This window comes from Bradyrhizobium jicamae (assembly GCF_018130215.1).
Classification (GTDB): Bacteria; Pseudomonadota; Alphaproteobacteria; order Rhizobiales; family Xanthobacteraceae; genus Bradyrhizobium; species Bradyrhizobium jicamae_A.
Genome location: NZ_JAFCKQ010000013.1, coordinates 96087 through 115931, shown reverse-complemented (window position 1 = coordinate 115931; position 19845 = coordinate 96087). Strand labels below are relative to the sequence as shown.

18 protein-coding genes are annotated in these 19845 nt (G+C 64.8%); 11 read left to right on the top strand and 7 right to left on the bottom strand.

Going from position 1 to position 19845, the window contains the following annotated elements; all coding sequences use genetic code 11:
• The first annotated feature begins 44 nt into the window (after positions 1–44).
• The 3 genes from JQ586_RS16980 to JQ586_RS16970 all read left to right on the top strand — a co-directional run bounded on the left by JQ586_RS16980 (position 45) and on the right by JQ586_RS16970 (position 4357).
• Complete coding sequence (locus tag JQ586_RS16980) at positions 45–764, top strand: ABC transporter ATP-binding protein (protein ID WP_212395744.1); 720 nt, start codon at positions 45–47, stop codon at positions 762–764.
• A complete protein-coding gene (locus tag JQ586_RS16975; RefSeq protein WP_212395743.1) occupies positions 761–3331 on the top strand; it encodes an ABC transporter permease in 2571 nt (856 codons plus the stop codon). The genes JQ586_RS16980 and JQ586_RS16975 overlap by 4 nt, the downstream gene beginning before the upstream one ends.
• Positions 3332–3565: 234 nt before the next feature.
• Positions 3566–4357 (top strand): Bax inhibitor-1/YccA family protein, encoded by a 792-nt coding sequence (locus JQ586_RS16970; protein WP_212395742.1) that lies wholly within the window; start codon positions 3566–3568, stop codon positions 4355–4357.
• A 125-nt stretch (positions 4358–4482) separates the two neighbouring features.
• On the opposite strand, the gene JQ586_RS16965 is transcribed toward JQ586_RS16970, so the two are convergent.
• The 3 genes from JQ586_RS16965 to acnA form a co-directional block, all read right to left on the bottom strand.
• The gene (locus JQ586_RS16965; protein ID WP_212395741.1) at positions 4483–4854 is read right to left on the bottom strand and encodes a DUF2794 domain-containing protein; all 372 of its coding nucleotides are present in this window, start codon (positions 4852–4854) and stop codon (positions 4483–4485) included.
• Between the two features lie 489 nt (positions 4855–5343).
• On the bottom strand, positions 5344–6105 hold the full coding sequence (locus JQ586_RS16960) for a thioredoxin family protein (protein ID WP_212395740.1): 762 nt from the start codon (positions 6103–6105) through the stop codon (positions 5344–5346).
• Positions 6106–6265: 160 nt separating this feature from the next.
• Positions 6266–8986 carry an aconitate hydratase AcnA gene (acnA, locus tag JQ586_RS16955; RefSeq protein WP_212395739.1) on the bottom strand — a complete coding sequence of 907 codons (2721 nt, stop codon included), beginning with the start codon at positions 8984–8986 and terminating at the stop codon, positions 6266–6268.
• 238 nt (positions 8987–9224) lie between these two features.
• Here acnA and ccmA point away from each other — a divergent pair, with 238 nt between their 5' ends.
• The 5 genes from ccmA to JQ586_RS16930 all read left to right on the top strand — a co-directional run bounded on the left by ccmA (position 9225) and on the right by JQ586_RS16930 (position 12134).
• Positions 9225–9827: a heme ABC exporter ATP-binding protein CcmA gene (ccmA, locus tag JQ586_RS16950; RefSeq protein WP_212395738.1), complete on the top strand. Its 603-nt coding sequence runs from the start codon at positions 9225–9227 to the stop codon at positions 9825–9827.
• A complete protein-coding gene (ccmB, locus tag JQ586_RS16945) occupies positions 9824–10492 on the top strand; it encodes a heme exporter protein CcmB (RefSeq protein WP_212395737.1) in 669 nt (222 codons plus the stop codon). The genes ccmA and ccmB overlap by 4 nt, the downstream gene beginning before the upstream one ends.
• A 76-nt stretch (positions 10493–10568) precedes the next feature.
• Complete coding sequence (locus tag JQ586_RS16940; protein WP_212395736.1) at positions 10569–11360, top strand: heme ABC transporter permease; 792 nt, start codon at positions 10569–10571, stop codon at positions 11358–11360.
• Positions 11361–11364: 4 nt separating this feature from the next.
• Complete coding sequence (gene ccmD, locus JQ586_RS16935; protein WP_212395735.1) at positions 11365–11544, top strand: heme exporter protein CcmD; 180 nt, start codon at positions 11365–11367, stop codon at positions 11542–11544.
• Positions 11541–12134, top strand: a complete 594-nt coding sequence (locus JQ586_RS16930; RefSeq protein ID WP_212395734.1) for a DsbE family thiol:disulfide interchange protein — start codon at positions 11541–11543, stop codon at positions 12132–12134. The genes ccmD and JQ586_RS16930 overlap by 4 nt, the downstream gene beginning before the upstream one ends.
• Here JQ586_RS16930 and JQ586_RS16925 read toward each other — a convergent pair.
• Positions 12131–12733: a septation protein A gene (locus tag JQ586_RS16925; RefSeq protein WP_212395733.1), complete on the bottom strand. Its 603-nt coding sequence runs from the start codon at positions 12731–12733 to the stop codon at positions 12131–12133. The genes JQ586_RS16930 and JQ586_RS16925 overlap by 4 nt on opposite strands.
• A complete protein-coding gene (ftsY, locus tag JQ586_RS16920) occupies positions 12733–13680 on the bottom strand; it encodes a signal recognition particle-docking protein FtsY (RefSeq protein WP_212395732.1) in 948 nt (315 codons plus the stop codon). Before ftsY ends, JQ586_RS16925 begins: the two co-directional genes overlap by 1 nt.
• A 49-nt stretch (positions 13681–13729) precedes the next feature.
• On the opposite strand from ftsY, the gene JQ586_RS16915 reads away from it, so the two are divergent.
• The 3 genes from JQ586_RS16915 to JQ586_RS16905 all read left to right on the top strand — a co-directional run bounded on the left by JQ586_RS16915 (position 13730) and on the right by JQ586_RS16905 (position 17886).
• A complete protein-coding gene (locus JQ586_RS16915) occupies positions 13730–14431 on the top strand; it encodes an RluA family pseudouridine synthase (protein WP_212395731.1) in 702 nt (233 codons plus the stop codon).
• A 111-nt stretch (positions 14432–14542) separates the two neighbouring features.
• Complete coding sequence (locus JQ586_RS16910) at positions 14543–15682, top strand: DUF2336 domain-containing protein (protein WP_212395730.1); 1140 nt, start codon at positions 14543–14545, stop codon at positions 15680–15682.
• Positions 15683–16590: 908 nt separating this feature from the next.
• A complete protein-coding gene (locus JQ586_RS16905; protein WP_212395729.1) occupies positions 16591–17886 on the top strand; it encodes an MFS transporter in 1296 nt (431 codons plus the stop codon).
• A gap of 230 nt (positions 17887–18116) precedes the next feature.
• Here the strand turns inward: JQ586_RS16905 and JQ586_RS16900 are convergent, their stop codons facing one another.
• Complete coding sequence (locus tag JQ586_RS16900; RefSeq protein WP_212395728.1) at positions 18117–18434, bottom strand: hypothetical protein; 318 nt, start codon at positions 18432–18434, stop codon at positions 18117–18119.
• A gap of 144 nt (positions 18435–18578) precedes the next feature.
• Positions 18579–19844, bottom strand: coding sequence for a tRNA (N(6)-L-threonylcarbamoyladenosine(37)-C(2))-methylthiotransferase MtaB (gene mtaB, locus JQ586_RS16895; protein ID WP_212395727.1), 1266 nt, complete (start codon positions 19842–19844; stop codon positions 18579–18581).
• Between the last annotated feature and the right edge of the window lies 1 nt (position 19845).

The following is a 19845-nucleotide window of genomic DNA, read 5'->3' as shown; positions in this document are numbered from 1 at the left end:
ACCGGCCCTCGACCGCAGCGGCGGAAGTGCCATATGACCGAACCATGGACAGTCTCATCGAATCCTCTTCACTGGCCGGCGTCGAGCCGGACACCATCTCCGTCAAGAACGTCAACCTCTCGCTTGGCAGCGGTGCGGCGCGAGTCCATATCCTCAAAGATATCAGCCTTCGTGTGGCGGCGGGCGAGGCCATTGGTCTGATCGGTCCGTCCGGCTCGGGCAAGTCGACCTTGCTGATGGTGATGGCGGGGCTGGAACGTCCAGACAGCGGAGAGGTGGTCGTCAACGGCACCTCGTTCAATGCCCTCGATGAAGATGCGCTCGCACGCTTCCGCGGCCGACAGGTCGGCATCGTCTTCCAGTCGTTCCATCTGATCCCCACCATGACCGCGCTGGAGAATGTCGCGGTGCCGCTCGAACTCGCCGGCGCGCAGGATGCCGCGGCGCGTGCCGCGCAGGAGCTGCAATCGGTCGGGCTCGGCGAACGGCTGCATCACTATCCGACGCAACTCTCGGGCGGCGAGCAGCAGCGTGTGGCGATTGCGCGCGCGCTCGCGCCCGATCCCGCGATCCTGGTTGCGGATGAGCCGACCGGAAATCTCGATGAGGCGACCGGCAAGCAGATCGTCGACCTGCTCTTCACCAAGCACGCCGAGCGCGGCATGACGCTGGTGCTGGTGACGCACGACCTCTCGCTCGCGCAGCGCTGCGACCGCGTGGTGCGACTGCGCTCGGGCCACATCGACGGGCATTCCGCGACATGAGCATTGCGTCCGAAGTCGCGGTCCAGGGCCGCGCGTCGTCGCTCGCCTTCCGTTACGCGCTGCGCGAATTGCGCGGCGGCCTGCGCGGCTTCTACGTCTTCATCGCCTGCATCGCGCTTGGCGTGATGGCGATTTCAGGCGTCGGCTCGGTTGCAGCCAGCCTCGGTGACGGCCTGTCGCGCGAGGGCCGCACCCTGCTCGGCGGCGACGTCGCATTCTCGCTGATCTCGCGCGAGGCCAAGCCGAACGAGGTTGCTTACCTCGGCACGCGCGGCGAGGTCTCGGTCGCAGCCACGCTGCGGGCGATGGCCCGCGGCAGCGACGGCAAGCTGGCGCTCGTCGAACTCAAGGCGGTCGACGGCAAGTATCCGATGCTCGGCGAGCTCTCGCTCGAGCCCAACATGCCGATCGCCGATCTCCTCGCCGAGCGCGACGGCGCCTATGGCGCTGCGGTCGATTCGACCTTGCTGGCACGGCTCGACCTCAAGCTCGGCGACCGCGTCAGCATCGGCAGCGCGACCTACCAGATCCGGAGCGTCGTGGACTCGGAACCGGACAAGCTCGCCGGCGGCGTCGGCCTCGGCCCGCGCTTCCTGGTCAGCGAAACCAGCCTGCGCGCGACCGAGCTTCTGCAACCGGGCAGCCTGGTGCGCTGGATCTACCGGGTGAAACTGCCCGACGGCGCCAACGGCGATCGCGCCACCACCGCGCTGATCGACGGCGCGCGCAGCGCCGCCCCGGAAGCCGGCTGGGAAGTCCGCAGCCGCAGCAACGCCTCGCCGCAGCTCGAGCGCACGATCAACCGCTTCACGCAATTCCTGACCCTGGTCGGGCTCGCTGCCCTGCTCGTCGGCGGCGTCGGCGTCGCCAATGCTGTGAAGAGCCATATCGACCGCCGCCGCGACGTCATCGCCTCCTTCAAGGCGCTCGGCGCCACCGGGCGCGACGTCTTCACAATCTATCTGACCCAGGTCGTGGTGCTCGCCGGGATCGGCTCGGTGATCGGCCTCGCGCTCGGCGCGGCGCTGCCCTTCGTCATCGTCGGCCTGTTCGGCAAGTTGCTGCCCCTGCCGGTGGTGCCGGCGCTGCATCCCGACGAACTCGCGCTCTCCTTCATCTACGGCCAGCTCACGGCGCTGGCCTTCGGACTGTGGCCGCTCGGCCGGGTGCACGACGTGCCGGTCGCGGCACTGTTCCGCGAGACCGTCACCAGCGAGTGGCATCGGCCGCGCTGGAGCTATCTCGTCCTGATGGGCGTGGTGATCGCGCTGCTCATCGGCGTCGCCATCGGGCTCGCCTATGACAAGCGCATCGCCACCGTGTTCGTGGTCTCCTCGATCGCGGTGTTCCTGCTGTTGCGCGGGATTGCCGGGATCCTGATGGCGGTGGCGCGGCGCCTGCCGCGCAGCCGCATGACCATGCTGCGGCTGGCGATCGCCAACATCCACCGGCCGGGAGCGCTGACGCCCTCGGTCGTGCTGTCGCTGGGTCTCGGGCTCGCCGTACTCGTCACCATCACCCAGATCGACGGCAATCTGCGCCGCCAGTTCATGGCCGCGCTGCCGGAGCGGGCGCCGTCGTTCTTCTTCATCGACATCCCCTCGACCGAAGCGGATCGCTTCGGCACCTTCCTCAAGCAGATCGCACCGGATGCGACGACCGAAGACGTGCCGATGCTGCGCGGGCGCATCGTTGCCGCCCGCGGCGTCAAGGCTGACCAGCTCAATCCGACGGTCGATTCGGAATGGGTGCTGCAAAGCGATCGCGGCCTGACCTACACTGGCGAGGTCCCCAAGGGCTCGAAGGTCGTCGAGGGCGAATGGTGGGGGCCGGACTACAGCGGACCGCCGCTGGTTTCGATGGAGAAGAAGATCGCCGACGGCCTCGGCCTCAAGATCGGCGACGAGGTCGTCGTCAACGTGCTCGGCCGCGACATTCCGGCCAAGATCGCCAATCTGCGCAACATCGACTGGCAGGGGCTCGGCATCAATTTTGTGCTGGTGTTCTCGCCGAACGCCTTCAGGGGTGCACCGCACAGCCATGTCGCGACCCTCACGGAAACCCACCCGGATGCCAGCGGCGATGCGCGCATCATCAGGCAGGTCGCCGACGCCTTCCCGATGGTGACGAGCGTCCGTGTCCGCGAGGCGCTTGAGACCATCGGAAGCGTCGTCAGCAACCTCGTGCTCGCGATCCGCGGCGCCAGCGCCGTGACGCTGATCTCGGCCATCCTGGTGCTGGGCGGGGCGCTCGCCGCCGGCCACCGCCACCGGGTCTATGACGCCGTCATCCTGAAGACGCTCGGCGCCACGAGGGCACGGCTGCTCGGCGCCTACGCGCTGGAATATCTGTTGATCGGTTTCGCAACCGCAGTGTTCGGTGTTGTCGCCGGCTCGATCGCAGCCTGGATGATCGTGACGCGCCTGATGACGCTCAGCTTCATCTGGCAGGCCGGCAGCGCCGCGCTGGTGGTGGTCGCCGCGTTGATCGTCACCGTCGGATTGGGGCTGGCCGGAACGCTGCTCGCGCTGAACCAGAAGCCGGCTTCGGTGCTGCGGAATTTGTGACAATTTGTATCTGCGGCCGAGGCCGTTTTGCCGGCAAATGCCGGGGCAGAGCGACATTCCGCCGCGCGTGGAAGCTTGCGTCGGATGTGTTAATTTCCCACATACCAACTGGATCGGATGGCCGGTTTGATGACAGGGAATTAATGTTCGGCAAACCGAACCATCTGAGATAGATTTACAACCGGCGCCGCAAATCCCTTGCGCTCCACCGGGACCAACCACGGGAATTCGACCATGTCGGACCTAGACCGCAACTACGCTTCTCCCTTCGGCCGGGCCGCCGGGCGCATTGACGCTGCGGCCGTCGACGCCGGTCTGCGCGCCTACATGCTGCGCATCTACAACTACATGAGCATCGGCCTCGCCATTACCGGCCTGGCCGCACTCGGTGTCTACATGGCGGCAGTGACCGGTGACTCGTCGGCCGCAGTCGCGAAGTTTGGCAACGCCTATCTGACGCAGTTCGGCTACGCGATGTTCGTCAGTCCGCTGAAGTGGCTGTTCATCCTCGCCCCTCTGGTGATGGTGTTCGTCATCTCGGCCGGCATCAACCGCCTGGCGCCCTCGACCGCCCAGATGCTGTTCTGGGTGTTCTCGGCGCTGATGGGCCTGTCGCTGTCGTCGATCTTCCTGGTCTACACGCACACCTCGATCGTGCGCGTGTTCTTCATCACCGCGGCGACGTTCGGTGCGCTCAGCCTCTACGGCTACACCACCAAGCGTGACATGAGCGGCATGGGCTCGTTCCTGTTCATGGGTCTGATCGGCATCATCATCGCAAGCCTGGTCAACCTGTTCCTGGCGAGCTCGGCGCTGCAGTTCATCGTGTCTGTCGTCGGCGTCCTGGTGTTCGCGGGCCTCACCGCCTGGGATACCCAGCGGCTGAAGAACGACTACATCTACGGCTACGCCTCGCAGGGTGGCGCGATGGCAGAGCGTGCGGCGATCACTGGTGCACTGTCGCTCTACCTGAACTTCATCAACCTGTTCACGCTGCTGCTGCAGCTGCTCGGCCAGCGCGATTAACGCAAAGCCCCGATCACACCGATCGAAGCCCCGGTCTCACAGCCGGGGCTTTTCTTTTGCGTGATGCGAAAATGCCCGGATTGCGCTTCGCTCCATCCGGGCTGCCAAGCGCCGACTGATCGGGATTACACCAAAGCCAGCTTGCGATCGATCACCAGCAGCACCCGCTCGAGCTCGTGACCGCGGCGCAGGATCAGGCCGGTCGCCGAAATCACGCTGTAGATGCCCTGCTTGCGCGCGAGCCGCGGATCCTTCTCGATGCGATAGATCGGCATTTCGGACGCGCGCCGGAACACCGAGAACACCGCACGGTCCTTCAGGAAATCGATCGCATAGTCGCGCCACTCGCCATCGGCGACCATGCGGCCATAGAGATTGAGGATGCGATTGAGCTCAAGTCGGTTGAACGTCACGCGGTTGGGCTGAGGGGCCGCGACGGCGGCGCGGGCCACCGCGCGGTTCCCGCTCGGATCGGTGTCCTCCGAGATCAAGCTCATCGAGCGCCTCCTGTCGTCCCGGTGACGGCCCTGCTCCGAAGTCCGCTGTCCCGCGTTTCGGCGCCGTCACGAGGCTGACATGATTGCGCTAAGTCAGGGGCGCCGCAAGGGCCCATTCGCAACGCAACCAGCCCTTAACCATCCCGGACGCGGCCGATTGTCCCGATTCACGGGAACGTTAGCGGAATCATATTGCTGCCCTACTTCCGCCCATCGCCCGCCCTGCTGCCCTGCGAAAACGAAATCCTGCGTTGGCCCGGTCCTTTCGGTTCCGGATTCCTCAGCCCCCAGCCCCCCGGGGCCGTCGGGATCGGGCCTGTTCCGCAGGGGGACTAATCTCCCCAACACTGGGCCAACGAAAGTTGGTCCTTTTTGTTTTTGGGGTGCCCTTCAGCCGGACGCGGGCACAGCGTCGGCTTGAACAACAGACCGTTCGGATGCATTGCGCCGCCTCCCTGGGGACGGCACGAGCGACGCAGGCAGTCGGGGCTAATGCAGCGAGGTGAACGCCGCGCCGAGCATCTGGCCCGGCTTGTCGCGATTGCCGTCCTGGACATACACCGCCGCGGCATCGACACCGTCACGCGTGATGTTCTCGAGCGGCACCGTCCAGCTGCCGGACGAACCGTTCCAGTCACCGACCTTCAGGAGATTGCGCACGACGTTGTGGTAGGTGATCTCGCGCCCGCGGTTCTCGCCGCGTCCGATCGAGATCGGTACCGCCTTCGAGATCGAGCAGATCCAGACTTCTCCGCGCGCCGCCGCCGGCGACTTGGCCGCTGCCACCGAGACGTTGATCTGCTTGCCGGTCAGCGTCATCGTCACCGGCACCGACATCACGCCGGCGCTCTTGTCGGTGTCCTTGATCGCGCTCTCGATGCTGGCCCGATCGCTGCCGATCACGTGCGCCGATCCATTGATCACCGCCTGCGGCGTGTAGACGTCGCGATCGCCGCGCACATGCGAATAGGCCTTCTGCCGCGCGCTGAAGCGCGAGTCGGCCAGGGTGTCCTTCCAGCCGAGATAATCCCAATAGTCGATCGGCATGCTCAGCGCGATGACGCTGGGATCTTTCGCGAGCTCACCGATGATCTTGTCCGCGGGCGGACAGGAGGAGCATCCCTGCGAGGTGAAGAGTTCGACGACAGCACGCGGATCGGCGTGAGCGGGTCGGATGATCGCGACGATTGCGCAGATACCAAGTGCGCTGGACCATCGCGAGATACAGTTATAGGCCATCATCGCTGTCATACTGCGAACCAGTGGTGATGATTTCCATCCGTATTTGTACGGAGCATGAAGTTGTCCCTTGAACTGCGTGCCCCAAACGCAAGAAAGCGGCCTTTTTCATAGGCCGCCTTCTTTTTAGCCGCTACTCACTAAGCAGTGAGGCGTGGATCACAAATCCGCGTTAGGCCGCCAGCTTCCGCAGCACGTAATGCAGGATGCCGCCGTTGCGATAGTAGTCGAGTTCGTCGAGCGTATCGATGCGGCAGAGCAGCGGGACTTCCTTCTTGCCACCATCGGCGGTGACGATCTCGGCCGTGAGCGTCTGGCGCGGCTTCAGATCACCCTGGAGCCCGCGAATCGTGACCTTCTCGTCGCCCTTCAAGCCGAGCGACGACCACGATGCGCCTTCCTGGAAGGTGAGCGGAAGCACACCCATGCCGACCAGGTTGGAGCGATGGATACGCTCGAAGCTCTGGCAGATCACCGCGCGTACGCCGAGCAGGCGCGTGCCCTTCGCGGCCCAGTCGCGCGACGAGCCATTGCCGTATTCGGCGCCGGCGAACACCACCAGAGGCACGCCCTCGGCCTGGTACTTCATCGCGGCGTCGTAGATCGACATCTGCTCGCCGTCTGGCCAGTGCTTGGTCAATCCGCCTTCCGGAATATTTCCGTCGGCGCCCTTCAGCATGAAATTCTTGATGCGGATGTTGGCGAAGGTACCGCGCATCATCACCTCGTGGTTGCCACGCCGCGTGCCGTACTGGTTGAAGTCGGCGGGGCGCACCTGGTGCTCGCTGAGGAACTTGCCGGCGGGCGAGGTCAGCTTGATCGAACCGGCCGGCGAGATGTGGTCGGTGGTGATCTTGTCGCCGAACATCGCGAGGATGCGCGCATCGACCACGTCGCGGATCGGCTCCGGCTCCTTCTTCATGCCCTCGAAGTAGGGCGGGTTCTGCACATAGGTCGAGCTCATGTTCCAGCGATAGGTCTCGCTTTCGGTGGTCTTGATCTTGCGCCAGTTGGTGTCGCCCTTGAACACGTCGGCGTACTTCTTCTTGAAGATCGTCGCGGTGACGAACTTCTTCATGAAGGCGTTGATCTCCTTCGCCGTCGGCCAGATGTCCTTCAGGAACACCGGCTTGCCGTCCTTGCCGATGCCGAGCGGCTCGACCGCGAGGTCCTTGGTCACGGTGCCGGCAAGTGCATGCGCGACCACCAGCGGCGGCGAGGCGAGATAGTTCGCTTGCACGTCGGGCGAGACGCGACCTTCGAAGTTGCGGTTGCCCGACAGCACGGCCGCGGCGACGATGCCATTCTCGTTGATCGACTTCGAAATCTCCTCCGGCAGCGGACCGGAGTTGCCGATGCAGGTGGTGCAGCCGAAACCCACGAGGTTGAAGCCAACCTTGTCGAGATCGGCCTGCAGGCCCGAATTCGCCAGATATTCCGCCACCACCTGGCTGCCCGGCGCGAGCGAGGTCTTCACCCACGGTTTTGCCTTCAGACCCTTGGCGGCCGCGTTGCGGGCGAGCAGGCCGGCGCCGATCAGGACGCTCGGGTTCGAGGTATTGGTGCAGGAGGTGATCGCCGCGATCACGACGTCGCCATGGCCGAGATCGAAGTCGCGGCCCTCGACGGCGTAGCGCTTCTGTTCACCCTCGGGCTTCTTGTACTCGCCGACCAGCGCGGTGGCGAAGCCGGACGAAACCGCCGGCAGCGCGATGCGGCCCTCGGGACGCTTCGGTCCGGCCATCGACGGCACGACGTCGGCGAGGTCGAGGGTCAGCGTGGTGGTGAACACCGGATCGGCCGACTTGGCGGTGCGGAACAGGCCCTGCGCCTTGGCGTAGGACTGCACCAGCTTGACGCGATCGGCCTTGCGACCCGACGTCTTCAGGTAATCGATGGTCGCGGCATCGACCGGGAAGAAGCCGCAGGTCGCTCCGTATTCGGGCGCCATGTTGCCGATGGTCGCCTTGTCCGCGACCGATAGGAAATCGAGGCCAGGGCCGAAGAACTCGACGAACTTGCCGACCACGCCCTGCTTGCGCAGCATCTGGGTGACCGTGAGCACGAGGTCGGTGGCGGTGACGCCTTCCTTGAGCTGGCCCTTGAGCTTGAAGCCGACCACTTCAGGCAGCAGCATCGACAGCGGCTGGCCGAGCATGCAGGCTTCCGCCTCGATGCCGCCGACGCCCCAGCCGAGCACGGCGAGGCCGTTCACCATCGTTGTGTGCGAGTCGGTGCCGACGAGCGAATCCGGATAGGCGACCTCGAAGGTGCCGGTCTTCTTGCCGACCGTCATCTTCTCCTTCTTGGTCCACACCGTCTGCGCGAGATATTCGAGATTGACCTGGTGGCAGATGCCGGTGCCGGGCGGCACCACCGAGAAGTTCGAGAACGCCTTCTGGCCCCACTTCAGGAACTCGTAGCGCTCCTGGTTCTGCTTGTATTCCTCGACGACGTTCTTGCCGAACGCCTTGTTGTCACCAAAGAAGTTGACGATGACCGAATGGTCGATGACGAGATCGACGGGCACCAGCGGGTTGATCTTCTCGGCATCGCCGCCGAGCGACTGCATCGCGTTGCGCATCGCCGCGAGATCGACCACCGCCGGGACGCCGGTGAAGTCCTGCATCAGCACGCGCGCCGGGCGGAAGGCGATTTCATGCTCGAGCTGGCGCTTCTTCAGCCACTTCGACACCGCGACGATGTCATCCTTCTTGACGGTGCGACCGTCCTCGTTGCGCAGCAGGTTCTCCAGCAGAACCTTCATCGAGTATGGCAGCTTCGAAATGCCCTTCAGTCCGTTCTTCTCTGCCGCGGGCAGGCTGTAATAGACGTAGGTCTTGCCACCGACCTTCATGGTCTTGCGGCATTTGAAGCTGTCGAGCGAGGTCATGCGAGGGATCCCAATTGTCAGTTATACCCGGCAAGGGTATTTTAACACCGTCGACCGACTTAGGCCCAAGGAGTGGGCTGGATGGCTTGCGGCCGCCGATAGTGTGCTGCATCAAGTTCCGGGCTTATAGAATCTTTCTAGAAGCACCGCCACACCGACGAACACGCGACGGCGTCGCGCGACCCAAAAATTCTCACGCGGTAGCCAAAGGTTTCAGAGGGCTGTGACAGGGAGAAGCATGCGGCTCTCGGGGCGAAATCTGAAATGCGTGCGCGGCGGCCGCGAGGTGTTTTCCGGACTTGAGTTTTCGGCCTCCTCCGGCGAGGCGCTGGCCGTCACCGGTCCCAACGGCGCGGGCAAGACCTCGCTGCTGCGCGTGGTCGCGGGTCTGCTGGTCCCTGCAGACGGGGCGGTCGCGCTCGAGGGCGGCGAGGCCGAGTTGAGCCTGTCTGAACAGGCGCATTATCTCGGCCATCGCGACGCGCTGAAGCCGGCATTGAGCGTGCTGGAGAATCTTTCCTTCTGGCGGGAATTCCTCGGCGGCAGGCCGGAGGACGCGGGGCAGTGCCTGGCGTCCGTGGCACTGGATCATGCCGCGCATCTGCCGGCGGCCTATCTCTCCGCCGGCCAACGCCGCCGCCTGTCGATCGCACGTCTGCTCTCGGTGCGGCGGCCGGTCTGGCTGCTGGACGAGCCGACCTCGGCACTGGACGCGGCCGGCCAGGACCTGTTCGTACGGCTGATGCGCGACCATCTCGGCGGCGGCGGCATCATTGTCGCGGCCACCCATCTGCCGCTCGGGATCGAAACGCGCAACCTCCGAATGGAGGGCGCCAAATGAGCGCGCTTGCCGCCTTGATCCGCCGCGACGTCAGGATCGCGCTCCGCGTCGGCGGCGGGGCGCTGATCGGCGTACTGTTCTTCCTCACCGTCACGGTGCTGATGCCGTTCGCAGTCGGGCCGGACCTGGCCCTGCTGTCGCGGCTTGGCCCCGCCATCCTCTGGCTGGGCGCGCTGCTGGCGAGCCTGCTCACCCTGGATCGCCTGTTCACGGCCGATCACGAGGACGGCTCGCTCGACCTGATCGTGATGAGCCGGACGCCGCTGGAACTGGCCTGCGCGGCCAAGGCGCTGGCGCACTGGCTCGCCGCGGGCCTACCCTTGATCATCGCGACGCCGGCGCTCGGCCTGCTGCTCAATCTCGACGGCGCCGCGACATTCGCGGTGGCGCTGACGCTGCTGGCGGGAACCCCGGCCCTGACCTTCACGGGGATGATCGGCGCGGCATTGGCCGTGACGATGCATCGTGGCGGGCTGTTGCTGGCGGTATTGGTGCTGCCGCTGTCGATTCCGGTGCTGATCTTTGGTGTGGCGGCGTCGCAAGCGGCGATCTCGGGCCCCCTGTCGTTCGGAACGCCGTTCTCGATCCTCTGCGCATTGTCCCTGATCAGCTTCGTGATCGGGCCATTTGCCGCAGCCGCGAGCCTCCGGCACGGGCTGGACTGACATCGTGTCAGATCAATTCTTGACGAGGGGATTTCGGCCAATTGCCTGCGACACGTCAGACGATTATCAGGGTGCCATGACGCTGACCGACCTTGCCAATCCAACCAGGTTCCTGGCGCTGACCACGCGCATCCTGCCGTGGCTGGCCGGTGCGACCACGGTCCTGCTCGCGATCGGGCTGTACCAGTCGGCGATGGCGCCCGATGACTACCAGCAGGGCGCCACGGTGAAGATCATGTTCATCCATGTGCCGAATGCCTGGCTGTCGATGTTCGTCTGGGGCGTGATGAGCGTGGCCGCGCTCGGCACGCTGGTGTGGCGCCATCCGCTCGCCGACGTCGCCGCGAAGGCTGCCGCGCCGATCGGCGCCGCCTTCACCTTCCTTGCGCTGGTGACCGGCTCGCTGTGGGGCCGGCCGATGTGGGGCACCTATTGGGAATGGGACGCGCGTCTGACCTCGGTGCTGATCCTTTTCCTGATGTATCTCGGTCTCATCGCCCTGTGGCGCTCGGTGGAGGATCCCTCGCGCGCGGCGCGGGCGGCGGCGATCCTCACCTTGGTCGGTGCGATCAACATCCCGATCATCAAATTCTCGGTCGACTGGTGGAACACGCTGCACCAGCCGGCCTCCGTTTTCCGCATGGGTGGACCGACGCTCGACAAGGCGTTCCTGTGGCCGCTGCTGGTGATGGCGCTCGCCTTCTCGCTGCTGTTCATCACTTTGCATCTGGCGGCGATGCGCAACGAGATCCTGCGCCGCCGCGTGCGCAGCCTGCAGATGATGCAGGCCAGCCGGGTCGCGTTTTCCAGCGAAGTGGGCGCCGGTTCGCGTGACGGGCACGCGTCAAACGAAATCGGGGCGGCGTGAAGCGATGTCGCTCGGTCCCTATGCCTCCTTCATCGTGACGTCCTACGCGCTGGTTGCCGCCGTCGTGGTACTGCTGATCGTCTGGATCATCGCCGACTACCGCCGGCAGCAGGCGCGGCTGCAGGAACTCGAGGCCAGCGGCGTGACGCGCCGCTCCGGCCGAAGCACGGTGGACGTCCGATGAGCGAGCAGGCGACAAGTCAACCGCCGCAGGGCCGCCGCTGGCTGCTGGCGCTGCCGCTGATCGTCTTCCTCGGGCTCGCAGGCCTGTTCCTGCTGCGGCTCTATGGCGGCGACCCGTCCAGAATTCCATCCGCGCTGATCGGCCGGCCGGCGCCGCAGACGCCCCTCCCCGCGCTGGAAGGGCTCGTGAAGGACGGCACGCAGGTGCCGGGGCTCGACCCTGCCGTGTTCAAGGGCAAGGTCAGCGTGGTCAATGTCTGGGCGTCATGGTGCGTGCCCTGCCACGACGAGGCGCCGCTGTTGACGGACCTCGGCACGGACAAGCGCTTCCAGATCATCGGCATCAACTACAAGGACTCGCCCGACAATGCGCGGCGCTTCCTCGGCCGCTATGGCAATCCGTTCGGCATCGTCGGCGTCGACGGCAACGGCCGCGCCTCGATCGAATGGGGCGTCTATGGCGTGCCCGAGACTTTCGTGGTCGGGCGCGAGGGCAAGATCGTCTACAAGCTGGTCGGCCCGGTGACGCCTGACAACGTCACCACGGTGCTCAAGGCCGAGATCGAGAAGGCGCTCGCGACCGGGAGCTAGTGATTCCGCACGTCGCCGGCTTCGGCCTCGCTGGTCTCCAGCGACATCGGCTCGAGGTGATAGCGCTTGGTCAGCGGCATCTGGGCGATGGCGAAGACCATAGTGATCGGCGTCACGCCGAACACCTTGAAGTTCACCCAGAAATCCGTGGTCTGCGTCCGCCAGACGATTTCGTTCAGGATCGCCATCCCTGCAAAGAACAGCGCCCAGCGCAGGGTGAGGATGCGCCAGCCCTGCGGCGTCAGGTTGAACATCTGGTCGAACATGATGGCAATGAAGGAGCGACCGAACAGCAGCCCGCCGCCGAGCACCGCCGCGAACAGGCCGTAGATGATGGTCGGCTTGACCTTGATGAAGGTCTCGTCGTGCAGCACCAGCGTCAACGTGCCGAACACCAGCACGATCGCACCCGTCACCAGCGCCATGATCGGGACATGCTTCGTCACCACGTATGACGCGATGATCGCCGCCACGATCGCGACCATGAACGCACCGGTCGCCACGAACAGATGGTATTTCGCATTGGCGATGAAGAACACGAGCAGCGGCCCGACCTCGGTCGCCAGCTTGAACAGCGGATGCGGTTGCGTCTTGTCCATCAGCCCTCAATTCCAGCAATTGCCTTGGCAAAATCCTTCGCCGTGAATGGCGCGAGATCCTCGACGCCTTCACCGACGCCAATGAAATGCACCGGCAGTTTGTGCTTCTCCGACAGCGCGACCAGGATGCCGCCGCGCGCGGTGCCGTCGAGCTTGGTCATGACGAGGCCGGTGACGCCGGCCGTACGATGAAACGCCTCGACCTGCGACAGCGCATTCTGTCCGACCGTGGCGTCGAGCACGAGCAGCACCGCATGCGGCGCCGACGCGTCGACCTTGCGGATGACGCGCACGACCTTTTCGAGTTCGTTCATCAGTTCGGACTTGTTCTGCAAGCGGCCGGCGGTATCGATCAGCAGCACGTCGCGCTGCTGCTCCTTCGCCGCGGTCAGCGCGCTGAAGGCAAGGCTCGCGGAATCCGAGCCCTGCGCGCCCGCAATCACCGGCGACCCGGTGCGCTCGCCCCAGACCTTGAGCTGCTCGATCGCCGCGGCGCGGAACGTGTCGCCGGCGGCAAGCATCACCTTGCGGCCCTCGGCGGAGAATTTCGCCGCAAGCTTGCCGATCGTCGTGGTCTTGCCCGAGCCGTTGACGCCGACGACGAGGATGACGAACGGCTTCTTCGATACATCGATCTCGAGCGGCTTCGCCACCGGGGAGAGCACCTTCTCGACCTCGGTCGCGACCACCTCCTTGACCTCGTCGGCGGAGATCGCCTTGTCGTAGCGGCCCTTGCCGACCGCGTCGGCGATGCGCACCGCGACCTCGGTGCCGAGATCGGCGCGCAGCAGCACATCCTCGATGTCATCGAGCATGGCGCGATCGAGCTTGCGTCTGATGACGAGATCGGCGACCGCAGTCCCGAGCGCACCGGAGGTCCGCTTCAGGCCGCCCTTCAGCCGCTGCCACCAGCTCAGTTTTGGAGTTCCCGCAGTGGTATCGTTCATGGCGCCGGTGTGTTAGCCGTTTCCCCCAACAAACGAAAGTCTCGACGAATTGATCGATGTTCCCCCTTTGACCGCGGATGAAATCCAGGCTCGGGTGCTCCACCGCGACGGGCTGATGCTGGTCGTCGACAAGCCCGCCGGACTGCCGGTGCATCGCGGCCCGAAGGGCGGGCCCAATCTCGAGGCATCGTTCGATGCCTTGCGGTTCGGCCTGCCGCGGCCGCCGGTGCTGGCGCATCGGCTGGACAAGGACACCTCCGGCTGCCTGGTGCTCGGCCGCCACCGCAAGGCGACCGCTTCGCTGGGACTGCTGTTCAAGCACGGCAAGATCTCGAAGACCTACTGGACCGTCGTCGAGGGCGGACCGGCCGCGGACGAGGGCACCATCGACATGCCGCTCGGCCGCCTCAACGCCGAGCGCGGCTGGTGGCAAAAGCCGGACCCGGAAGGGCAGAAGGCCGTCACCAACTGGAAGGTGCTCGGACGCGCGCAAGGTCTCGCCTGGCTTGCGATGGAGCCGGTCACCGGGCGGACCCATCAGCTTCGCGTGCATTCCGCCGCGGCCGGCTGGCCGATCGTCGGCGACAACATCTATGGCAACGGCCCGCGCTTCGGCGAGCCGATCCTGCACCTCCACTCGCGCGAGATCGGTATCCCGATCTCCAGAAACAAGCAGCCGGTGCGCGTCGTTGCGCCGGCACCAGCCCACATGCAGGAGCGGCTGCGCGCCTGCGGCTGGAATGGCGAGTAGCGGTATCCGGAAAATTACGGACACTCATCTCCTTTACGGAACATTCAGCCCGATCGGATAGACCTGCAACCCGGCTTAGAACAAGCGATCGGGACGGGCTCAGGACGAGCAATGCTTCATGCTGGGCAAGCGATTGTCGACGAGGTCGACGCAGCGATCGGCCTCGGCTCGACCGAGAAATGCGTGGCAACCGCCAGGCGCGTCACCGACCTCTTCCTCGCCTCCGCCGGCAACTTCAACAGCGAGCAGGTCGAGCTGTTCGACAACGTGCTCGCGCGACTGGTCAAGACCATCGAGCTCCGCGCGCTCGGCGACATCAGCGCCAGGATGGCGCTTGCCGAGATCAGCGAGCAACTGGCACCGATCGCCCAGGCGCCGCCCGCGATCGTCCGCCACCTTGCAAGGCATGACGAGGTCAGGGTCGCGCGGCCGATCCTGCAGGAATCCTCGCGCCTGAGCACGGAAGACCTGGTCGAGATCGCCAAAACCAAGAGCGAGCAGCATTTGCTCGCCGTGGCCGGCCGCTGGTGGCTGAAAGAGGCGGTCACCGATGCGCTGCTGGCGCGGCGCTTTGCCAGCGTGAGTCGTCGCGTGGTCAACAATCCCGGCGCCAAGGTGTCGACGGGTGGATACGTGATCATCCTTGCCCAGGCCGAATCGGATCCGGACCTCGCTGTCGAAACCGGAGTTCGCGCAGACCTGCCGTCCGAGCTTCGCCTGCAGCTGCTCCACGAGGCCACCGAGGAGGTGCGCAGCCGGCTGCTGGAACGCGCGCCGGCGCACTTGTTCGAGGAGATCCGACACGCGATCGCGGCAGTCGCCGCCGGTGTGGAGCGCGACATGTCGCGGGTGCGCGACTTCACGGCCGCCAGGCGCCATGTCGCAAAGCTGAAGGACAGCGGCGAGCTCAACGAGGCCATGCTGCTCGGCTTCGCCCGCCAGCGAAAATACGAAGAGACCGTCGTCGCGCTGGCGCATCTCGCACATTCCAGCATCGAGGTGATCCGGCCCCTGATGCAAAGCCTGCGCAGCGAGGGCCTGCTCGTGCCCTGCCGGGCCGCGGGGTTGAGCTGGGAGACCACCGCCGCGGTGATGGAATGCCGCTATTCGACCGGAGCGATGGGCCCGGCCGAACTCGCCAAGGCGAAGAGCCAGTTCGTCAAGCTGACGCGCGACAACGCCGATCGCTTGCTTCGATTCTGGCAGGTCCGATCGACCCAGCCGCCGCATACCGGCGGGCGCGGTCACTGACGACAGATCGCTTGGTTCGCAATGACGGGGCGGGTTCTGATTCAAATGTCAAACAGCAGCGAGGATGTGATGCGGCATTCTCGCGACATGATTTGCCCGAGCTTTGCATCTCGTTTCGCCCTCTCTTGATTAGAGGGCGCAGGGAAAGCCGGGTGCCGATCGCACCCATGGGCCCCGAGCAACAAAGGTAGCTCGGGGGTAGGACCACAGGTGAAACCGGAAACACTCCGGCTTTCCCTGCGCGATGGGTTACGGCTTATACGTGCTCGCCCCGGCGAGACTGGGCTTTTTTGTCACCGTCCTCGCGAAGACGCTTTCCGCATCTTGCGACGAGACACCTGCCACTAGGGCGTCAGGCCTGCACGACTTCGCCGTCCGCCTCATGCATGCTCGTCAGCCACGCATTCGGCGTCCACCGCATCCCACCGCAACACTCGTGACGATCGCGACGCGCCCCTCAGGCGGGTGAGACGGGCGGAATTGAACATCTGATTTGGGTCAAGCGCGAAGCCGAATCTTGCCCGTCGGGTTAATTTGCCGCACGTGTTCGCCAAGATCGTGATGCGGCTCGCCGGCTTGTTGCAGCGCGTGGCCTGGCAGCAACCGGACGACAAGCGGGCCTGCAGGGAAAGGCAGGCGGCATTGGAAAGCCGACAGCAATCCTTACTCTTTGCTACGCCCGTCGGTGAGGACTAAGCTGTCGCATCAAGTCTGACGGTCGCAAGCGGGGACGTGCCGAAAATCCCCGTTCATTCGTTGGGCAGGGCTGCTGCCGTCGGCAGGCATGATCTCCCTGGAGATTGCCGCCTCTTTTGGCGCTCCACTCGCATTTTCATCCTTGTTCGTATGCGTGCCGCTTTCCCAGCGGCCGCAATTTCTTTTGAGCAGGCCAACAAATGGAGCATCCCATGTCTGGCACACTCAATTCCTCATTGAAAATTGATTCCTCTCCGGAACGCCCCTGGTGGAAAGAGCCCACCAAGGATCAATGGCTGGCGTGGATTGCAGCCTGGCTCGGCTGGACCCTCGACGCGTTCGACTTCACGATGTTTTTGCTGATCATGGTGCCCATCTCGCAGGAATTCCACGTTCCGTTGACTGAAGTCGCGTTTGTGCTGTCGGTGACATTGTGGCTCAGGCTGGTCGGCGCCGTGGGGGCGGGCTGGCTCGCCGACCGCATCGGTCGCAAGATCCCGCTGATGATCTCGATCCTCTGGTATTCGCTGAGCAATTTTGCAGCCGGCTTCTCGCCAACATTCACCTATCTCTTCATTTTCCGCGCGCTGCTTGGCATCGGCATGGGCGCAGAATGGCCGGCCGGCGCGGCGTTGGCGATGGAGACCTGGCCGGTACGTTCGCGGGGCTTCATGGGCGGCGTCCTGCAAGGCTCGTGGGGCCTGGGCTTCATGCTGTCGAGTGCGGTCTATGGCCTGTTCTACAGCTATATCGGCTGGCGCGGCATGCTGTGGGTCGGCGTCCTCCCCGCGCTATCAGTTCTCTATGTCCGCAAATACGTCAAGGAGCCGCCCATTTGGCTCGAGAACAGGCGCCGCCAGCGCGTCGAGCAACGCGAGGTTCGTGCTCCCCTCGTCTCCATCTTCAAACGTGGCGTTCTCGCCAACACCTTGACGGCCTGCGTTTGGCTTGCCGGCGGCTTCGTCGCCTATTACTCCGTCAACGCGCTGTTTGCGACGTATCTGCAGAAGGAGTTGCACCTCGCCCCAGGGCAGGTCGCGACCCCGATCTTCTTCGGCAATCTCGGCGTGTTCCTTTCGACGTGCGGCTGGGGTTGGTGGTCCGACCGCTTCGGCCGGCGCGCGGCGATCATCATTCCTGCGCTGATCGCTCTTCCGCTCGCACCGCTCTACCTGCTCTCCTCCGATTTTCTATGGATCGCGTTGGGTTTCATCGCGCAGGGAATGTGCGCCGGCGGCGGCATGCATGGGCAGATGGTGCCCTACTTGAACGAGCGCTTCCCGACCGAGATTCGGGCGACCGCAGCTGCGTTCTGCTACCACCAGGGGGCCATTTTCGGCGGCTTCGTGCCGCTGGTGCTAACGTTTGTCGCTGAACATTTCGGCACGGGATTGGCCATGCCGATGATTGCCGGCACATGGATCGGTTGCGTCGCCTGGACCGCAGCGGCTTTCTACGGGCCCGAGACCAAGGGTAAGGTCCTGGTGCCTGATCTGGTCGTCGCCTGAGCCTGGCTGCATAAAGCACGGCTGCGCTTCGCCGTGCGCCCTATCCAGCCCGGTACCGCCCCACGGCAAGCTGCTACGCAGCTTGCCGAAGCATCGAAGTGTTGTGTCGCGCGTCCCGACGCCCGTGAAGAACCAGACCGCAGCCAACGAGGAGTTGCGAAATGAGTCGAGACACGCCGGGAACACCTTCGGGTGACCACTGCGCCGAAGAACATTCAATGTGAGCCGGTCTACTGGCACACCGGCGCGATCAGTTTCGGATCAGCTGGTCTTGATGTCCAATATCCCCGCTGACCGAACTCGTTTTCGTTTGTCGAAGGAACACAAACGTAGCTCGTCTGGCCGATGCAGATGGGCGAGCCGATCGAGTAGATCAGGTTCTCGTAGATGCAATAATTGCCGATCCCGGACGGCAGATCGGTCGGCGGCGTTGTGGAGCCCCCGACAAAGGGCTGCGGAAAAGCACTCGGCGCCTTGTCCTGTGCCGCGGCCGCATGAAAGGAAATCAAGGAAATCAAAAGCGTCAGACTTGCGACGAAGCGCAGCATGATCCCTCCGGTGAACGAATGTCGTCGAAGCGTCGAGCGACCTCCAGCGGCAATTCCCCTTGGTGTTGGTATGGTCCGGACATGGTGGTCGCGCCGAAACCACTAGATCAGCTCAGGCTTTGTGCTCTCCACAAGTCACCGCACTCACGTGGTGAGACGTGCGCCGTCATGACCGACCATGGTGAGCCGACGCACCATGCCCGGGACTTCACCCTCGATCGAAACAGGCAGGAAATGCTCGGTACGCCCCTGCCTGTTGCTTTCGATCAGCACCTCGCGCGTCGCGCCAACCTCGGTTGCAAGCCGCCGTTGCAGTGCGGCGTCGCCGGCAGCGCGCAAGCGCCTCGCCCGTTCCTTGATCACGCCGCCCTCGACCTGCGGCATCCGCGCCGCGGGCGTTCCCGGGCGTTTCGAATAGGGAAAGACGTGCAGGAAGGTGAGATCGCATTCCTCGACCAGGTCGAGCGAGCGCCAGAACATCTCCTCGGTCTCGGTCGGAAAGCCCGCAATGATATCGGCGCCAAGGGCGACGTCCGGCCGGAGCCGGCGCACCTGGGCGCAGAAGCCGATCGCATCCTTGCGCGAATGCCGGCGCTTCATCCGCTTGAGAACCATGTCGTCGCCGGATTGCAACGACAGATGCAGATGCGGCATCAGCCTGGCATCGCTGCCGATGATGTCGAGCAGGTCGCGGTCGGCCTCGATCGAATCGATCGACGAGATGCGCAGCCGCTTCAGCTCCGGCACATGCCGCAGGATCTGCCGCACCAGCTGGCCGAGCTTCGGTGCAGCAGGCAGGTCGGCACCGTAGCTCGTGAGATCGACGCCGGTCAGCACGATCTCAGCATGGCCTCGCTCCACCAGCGCACGGACCTGGTCGACCACCGCGCCCATCGGTACCGAGCGCGAATTGCCGCGGCCATACGGGATGATGCAGAACGTGCAGCGATGGTCGCAGCCGTTCTGCACCTGCACGAACACCCGCGGCAGGCCACGCTCGAACCCATCGAGCAAATGCGGCGCCATTTCGGTCACCGCCATGATGTCGGCGACCGCGATCTTCTCGCTCCGCGCAACACCGAACGATTCGTCCAACGCCAGGCGCGCTGCACGCCAGGCTTCGCCGCGCATTTTCTCGTCGTTGCCGACGACGCGGTCGACCTCGGCCATGTCGGCGAACATCCCGGCCTGGGTCTGCGCGGCGCAGCCGGTGACGACGATGCGCGCCGCGGGGCGCTCGCGCTTCAGCCTGCGGATCGACTGCCGCGCCTGCGCCACCGCCTCGTTGGTGACCGCGCAGCTGTTGATGACGATGGCATCGCCAAGCCCCGCCTGCTCCGCCTCGCGCCGGATCACCTCGGATTCGAAGGCGTTGAGGCGGCAGCCGAATGTGACGACGTCGACGCCCATC

What these genes read in the sequence shown, in the direction of transcription:
- JQ586_RS16980 (WP_212395744.1), top strand. Translation starts at nt 45, where the DNA reads ATGGACAGTCTCATCGAATCCTCTTCACTGGCCGGCGTCGAGCCGGAC.
- JQ586_RS16975 (WP_212395743.1), top strand. Translation starts at nt 761, where the DNA reads ATGAGCATTGCGTCCGAAGTCGCGGTCCAGGGCCGCGCGTCGTCGCTC.
- JQ586_RS16970 (WP_212395742.1), top strand. Translation starts at nt 3,566, where the DNA reads ATGTCGGACCTAGACCGCAACTACGCTTCTCCCTTCGGCCGGGCCGCC.
- JQ586_RS16965 (WP_212395741.1), bottom strand. Translation starts at nt 4,854, where the DNA reads ATGAGCTTGATCTCGGAGGACACCGATCCGAGCGGGAACCGCGCGGTG.
- JQ586_RS16960 (WP_212395740.1), bottom strand. Translation starts at nt 6,105, where the DNA reads ATGACAGCGATGATGGCCTATAACTGTATCTCGCGATGGTCCAGCGCA.
- acnA (WP_212395739.1), bottom strand. Translation starts at nt 8,986, where the DNA reads ATGACCTCGCTCGACAGCTTCAAATGCCGCAAGACCATGAAGGTCGGT.
- ccmA (WP_212395738.1), top strand. Translation starts at nt 9,225, where the DNA reads ATGCGGCTCTCGGGGCGAAATCTGAAATGCGTGCGCGGCGGCCGCGAG.
- ccmB (WP_212395737.1), top strand. Translation starts at nt 9,824, where the DNA reads ATGAGCGCGCTTGCCGCCTTGATCCGCCGCGACGTCAGGATCGCGCTC.
- JQ586_RS16940 (WP_212395736.1), top strand. Translation starts at nt 10,569, where the DNA reads ATGACGCTGACCGACCTTGCCAATCCAACCAGGTTCCTGGCGCTGACC.
- ccmD (WP_212395735.1), top strand. Translation starts at nt 11,365, where the DNA reads ATGTCGCTCGGTCCCTATGCCTCCTTCATCGTGACGTCCTACGCGCTG.
- JQ586_RS16930 (WP_212395734.1), top strand. Translation starts at nt 11,541, where the DNA reads ATGAGCGAGCAGGCGACAAGTCAACCGCCGCAGGGCCGCCGCTGGCTG.
- JQ586_RS16925 (WP_212395733.1), bottom strand. Translation starts at nt 12,733, where the DNA reads ATGGACAAGACGCAACCGCATCCGCTGTTCAAGCTGGCGACCGAGGTC.
- ftsY (WP_212395732.1), bottom strand. Translation starts at nt 13,680, where the DNA reads ATGAACGATACCACTGCGGGAACTCCAAAACTGAGCTGGTGGCAGCGG.
- JQ586_RS16910 (WP_212395730.1), top strand. Translation starts at nt 14,543, where the DNA reads ATGCTTCATGCTGGGCAAGCGATTGTCGACGAGGTCGACGCAGCGATC.
- JQ586_RS16905 (WP_212395729.1), top strand. Translation starts at nt 16,591, where the DNA reads ATGTCTGGCACACTCAATTCCTCATTGAAAATTGATTCCTCTCCGGAA.
- JQ586_RS16900 (WP_212395728.1), bottom strand. Translation starts at nt 18,434, where the DNA reads ATGCTGCGCTTCGTCGCAAGTCTGACGCTTTTGATTTCCTTGATTTCC.
- mtaB (WP_212395727.1), bottom strand. Translation starts at nt 19,844, where the DNA reads ATGGGCGTCGACGTCGTCACATTCGGCTGCCGCCTCAACGCCTTCGAA.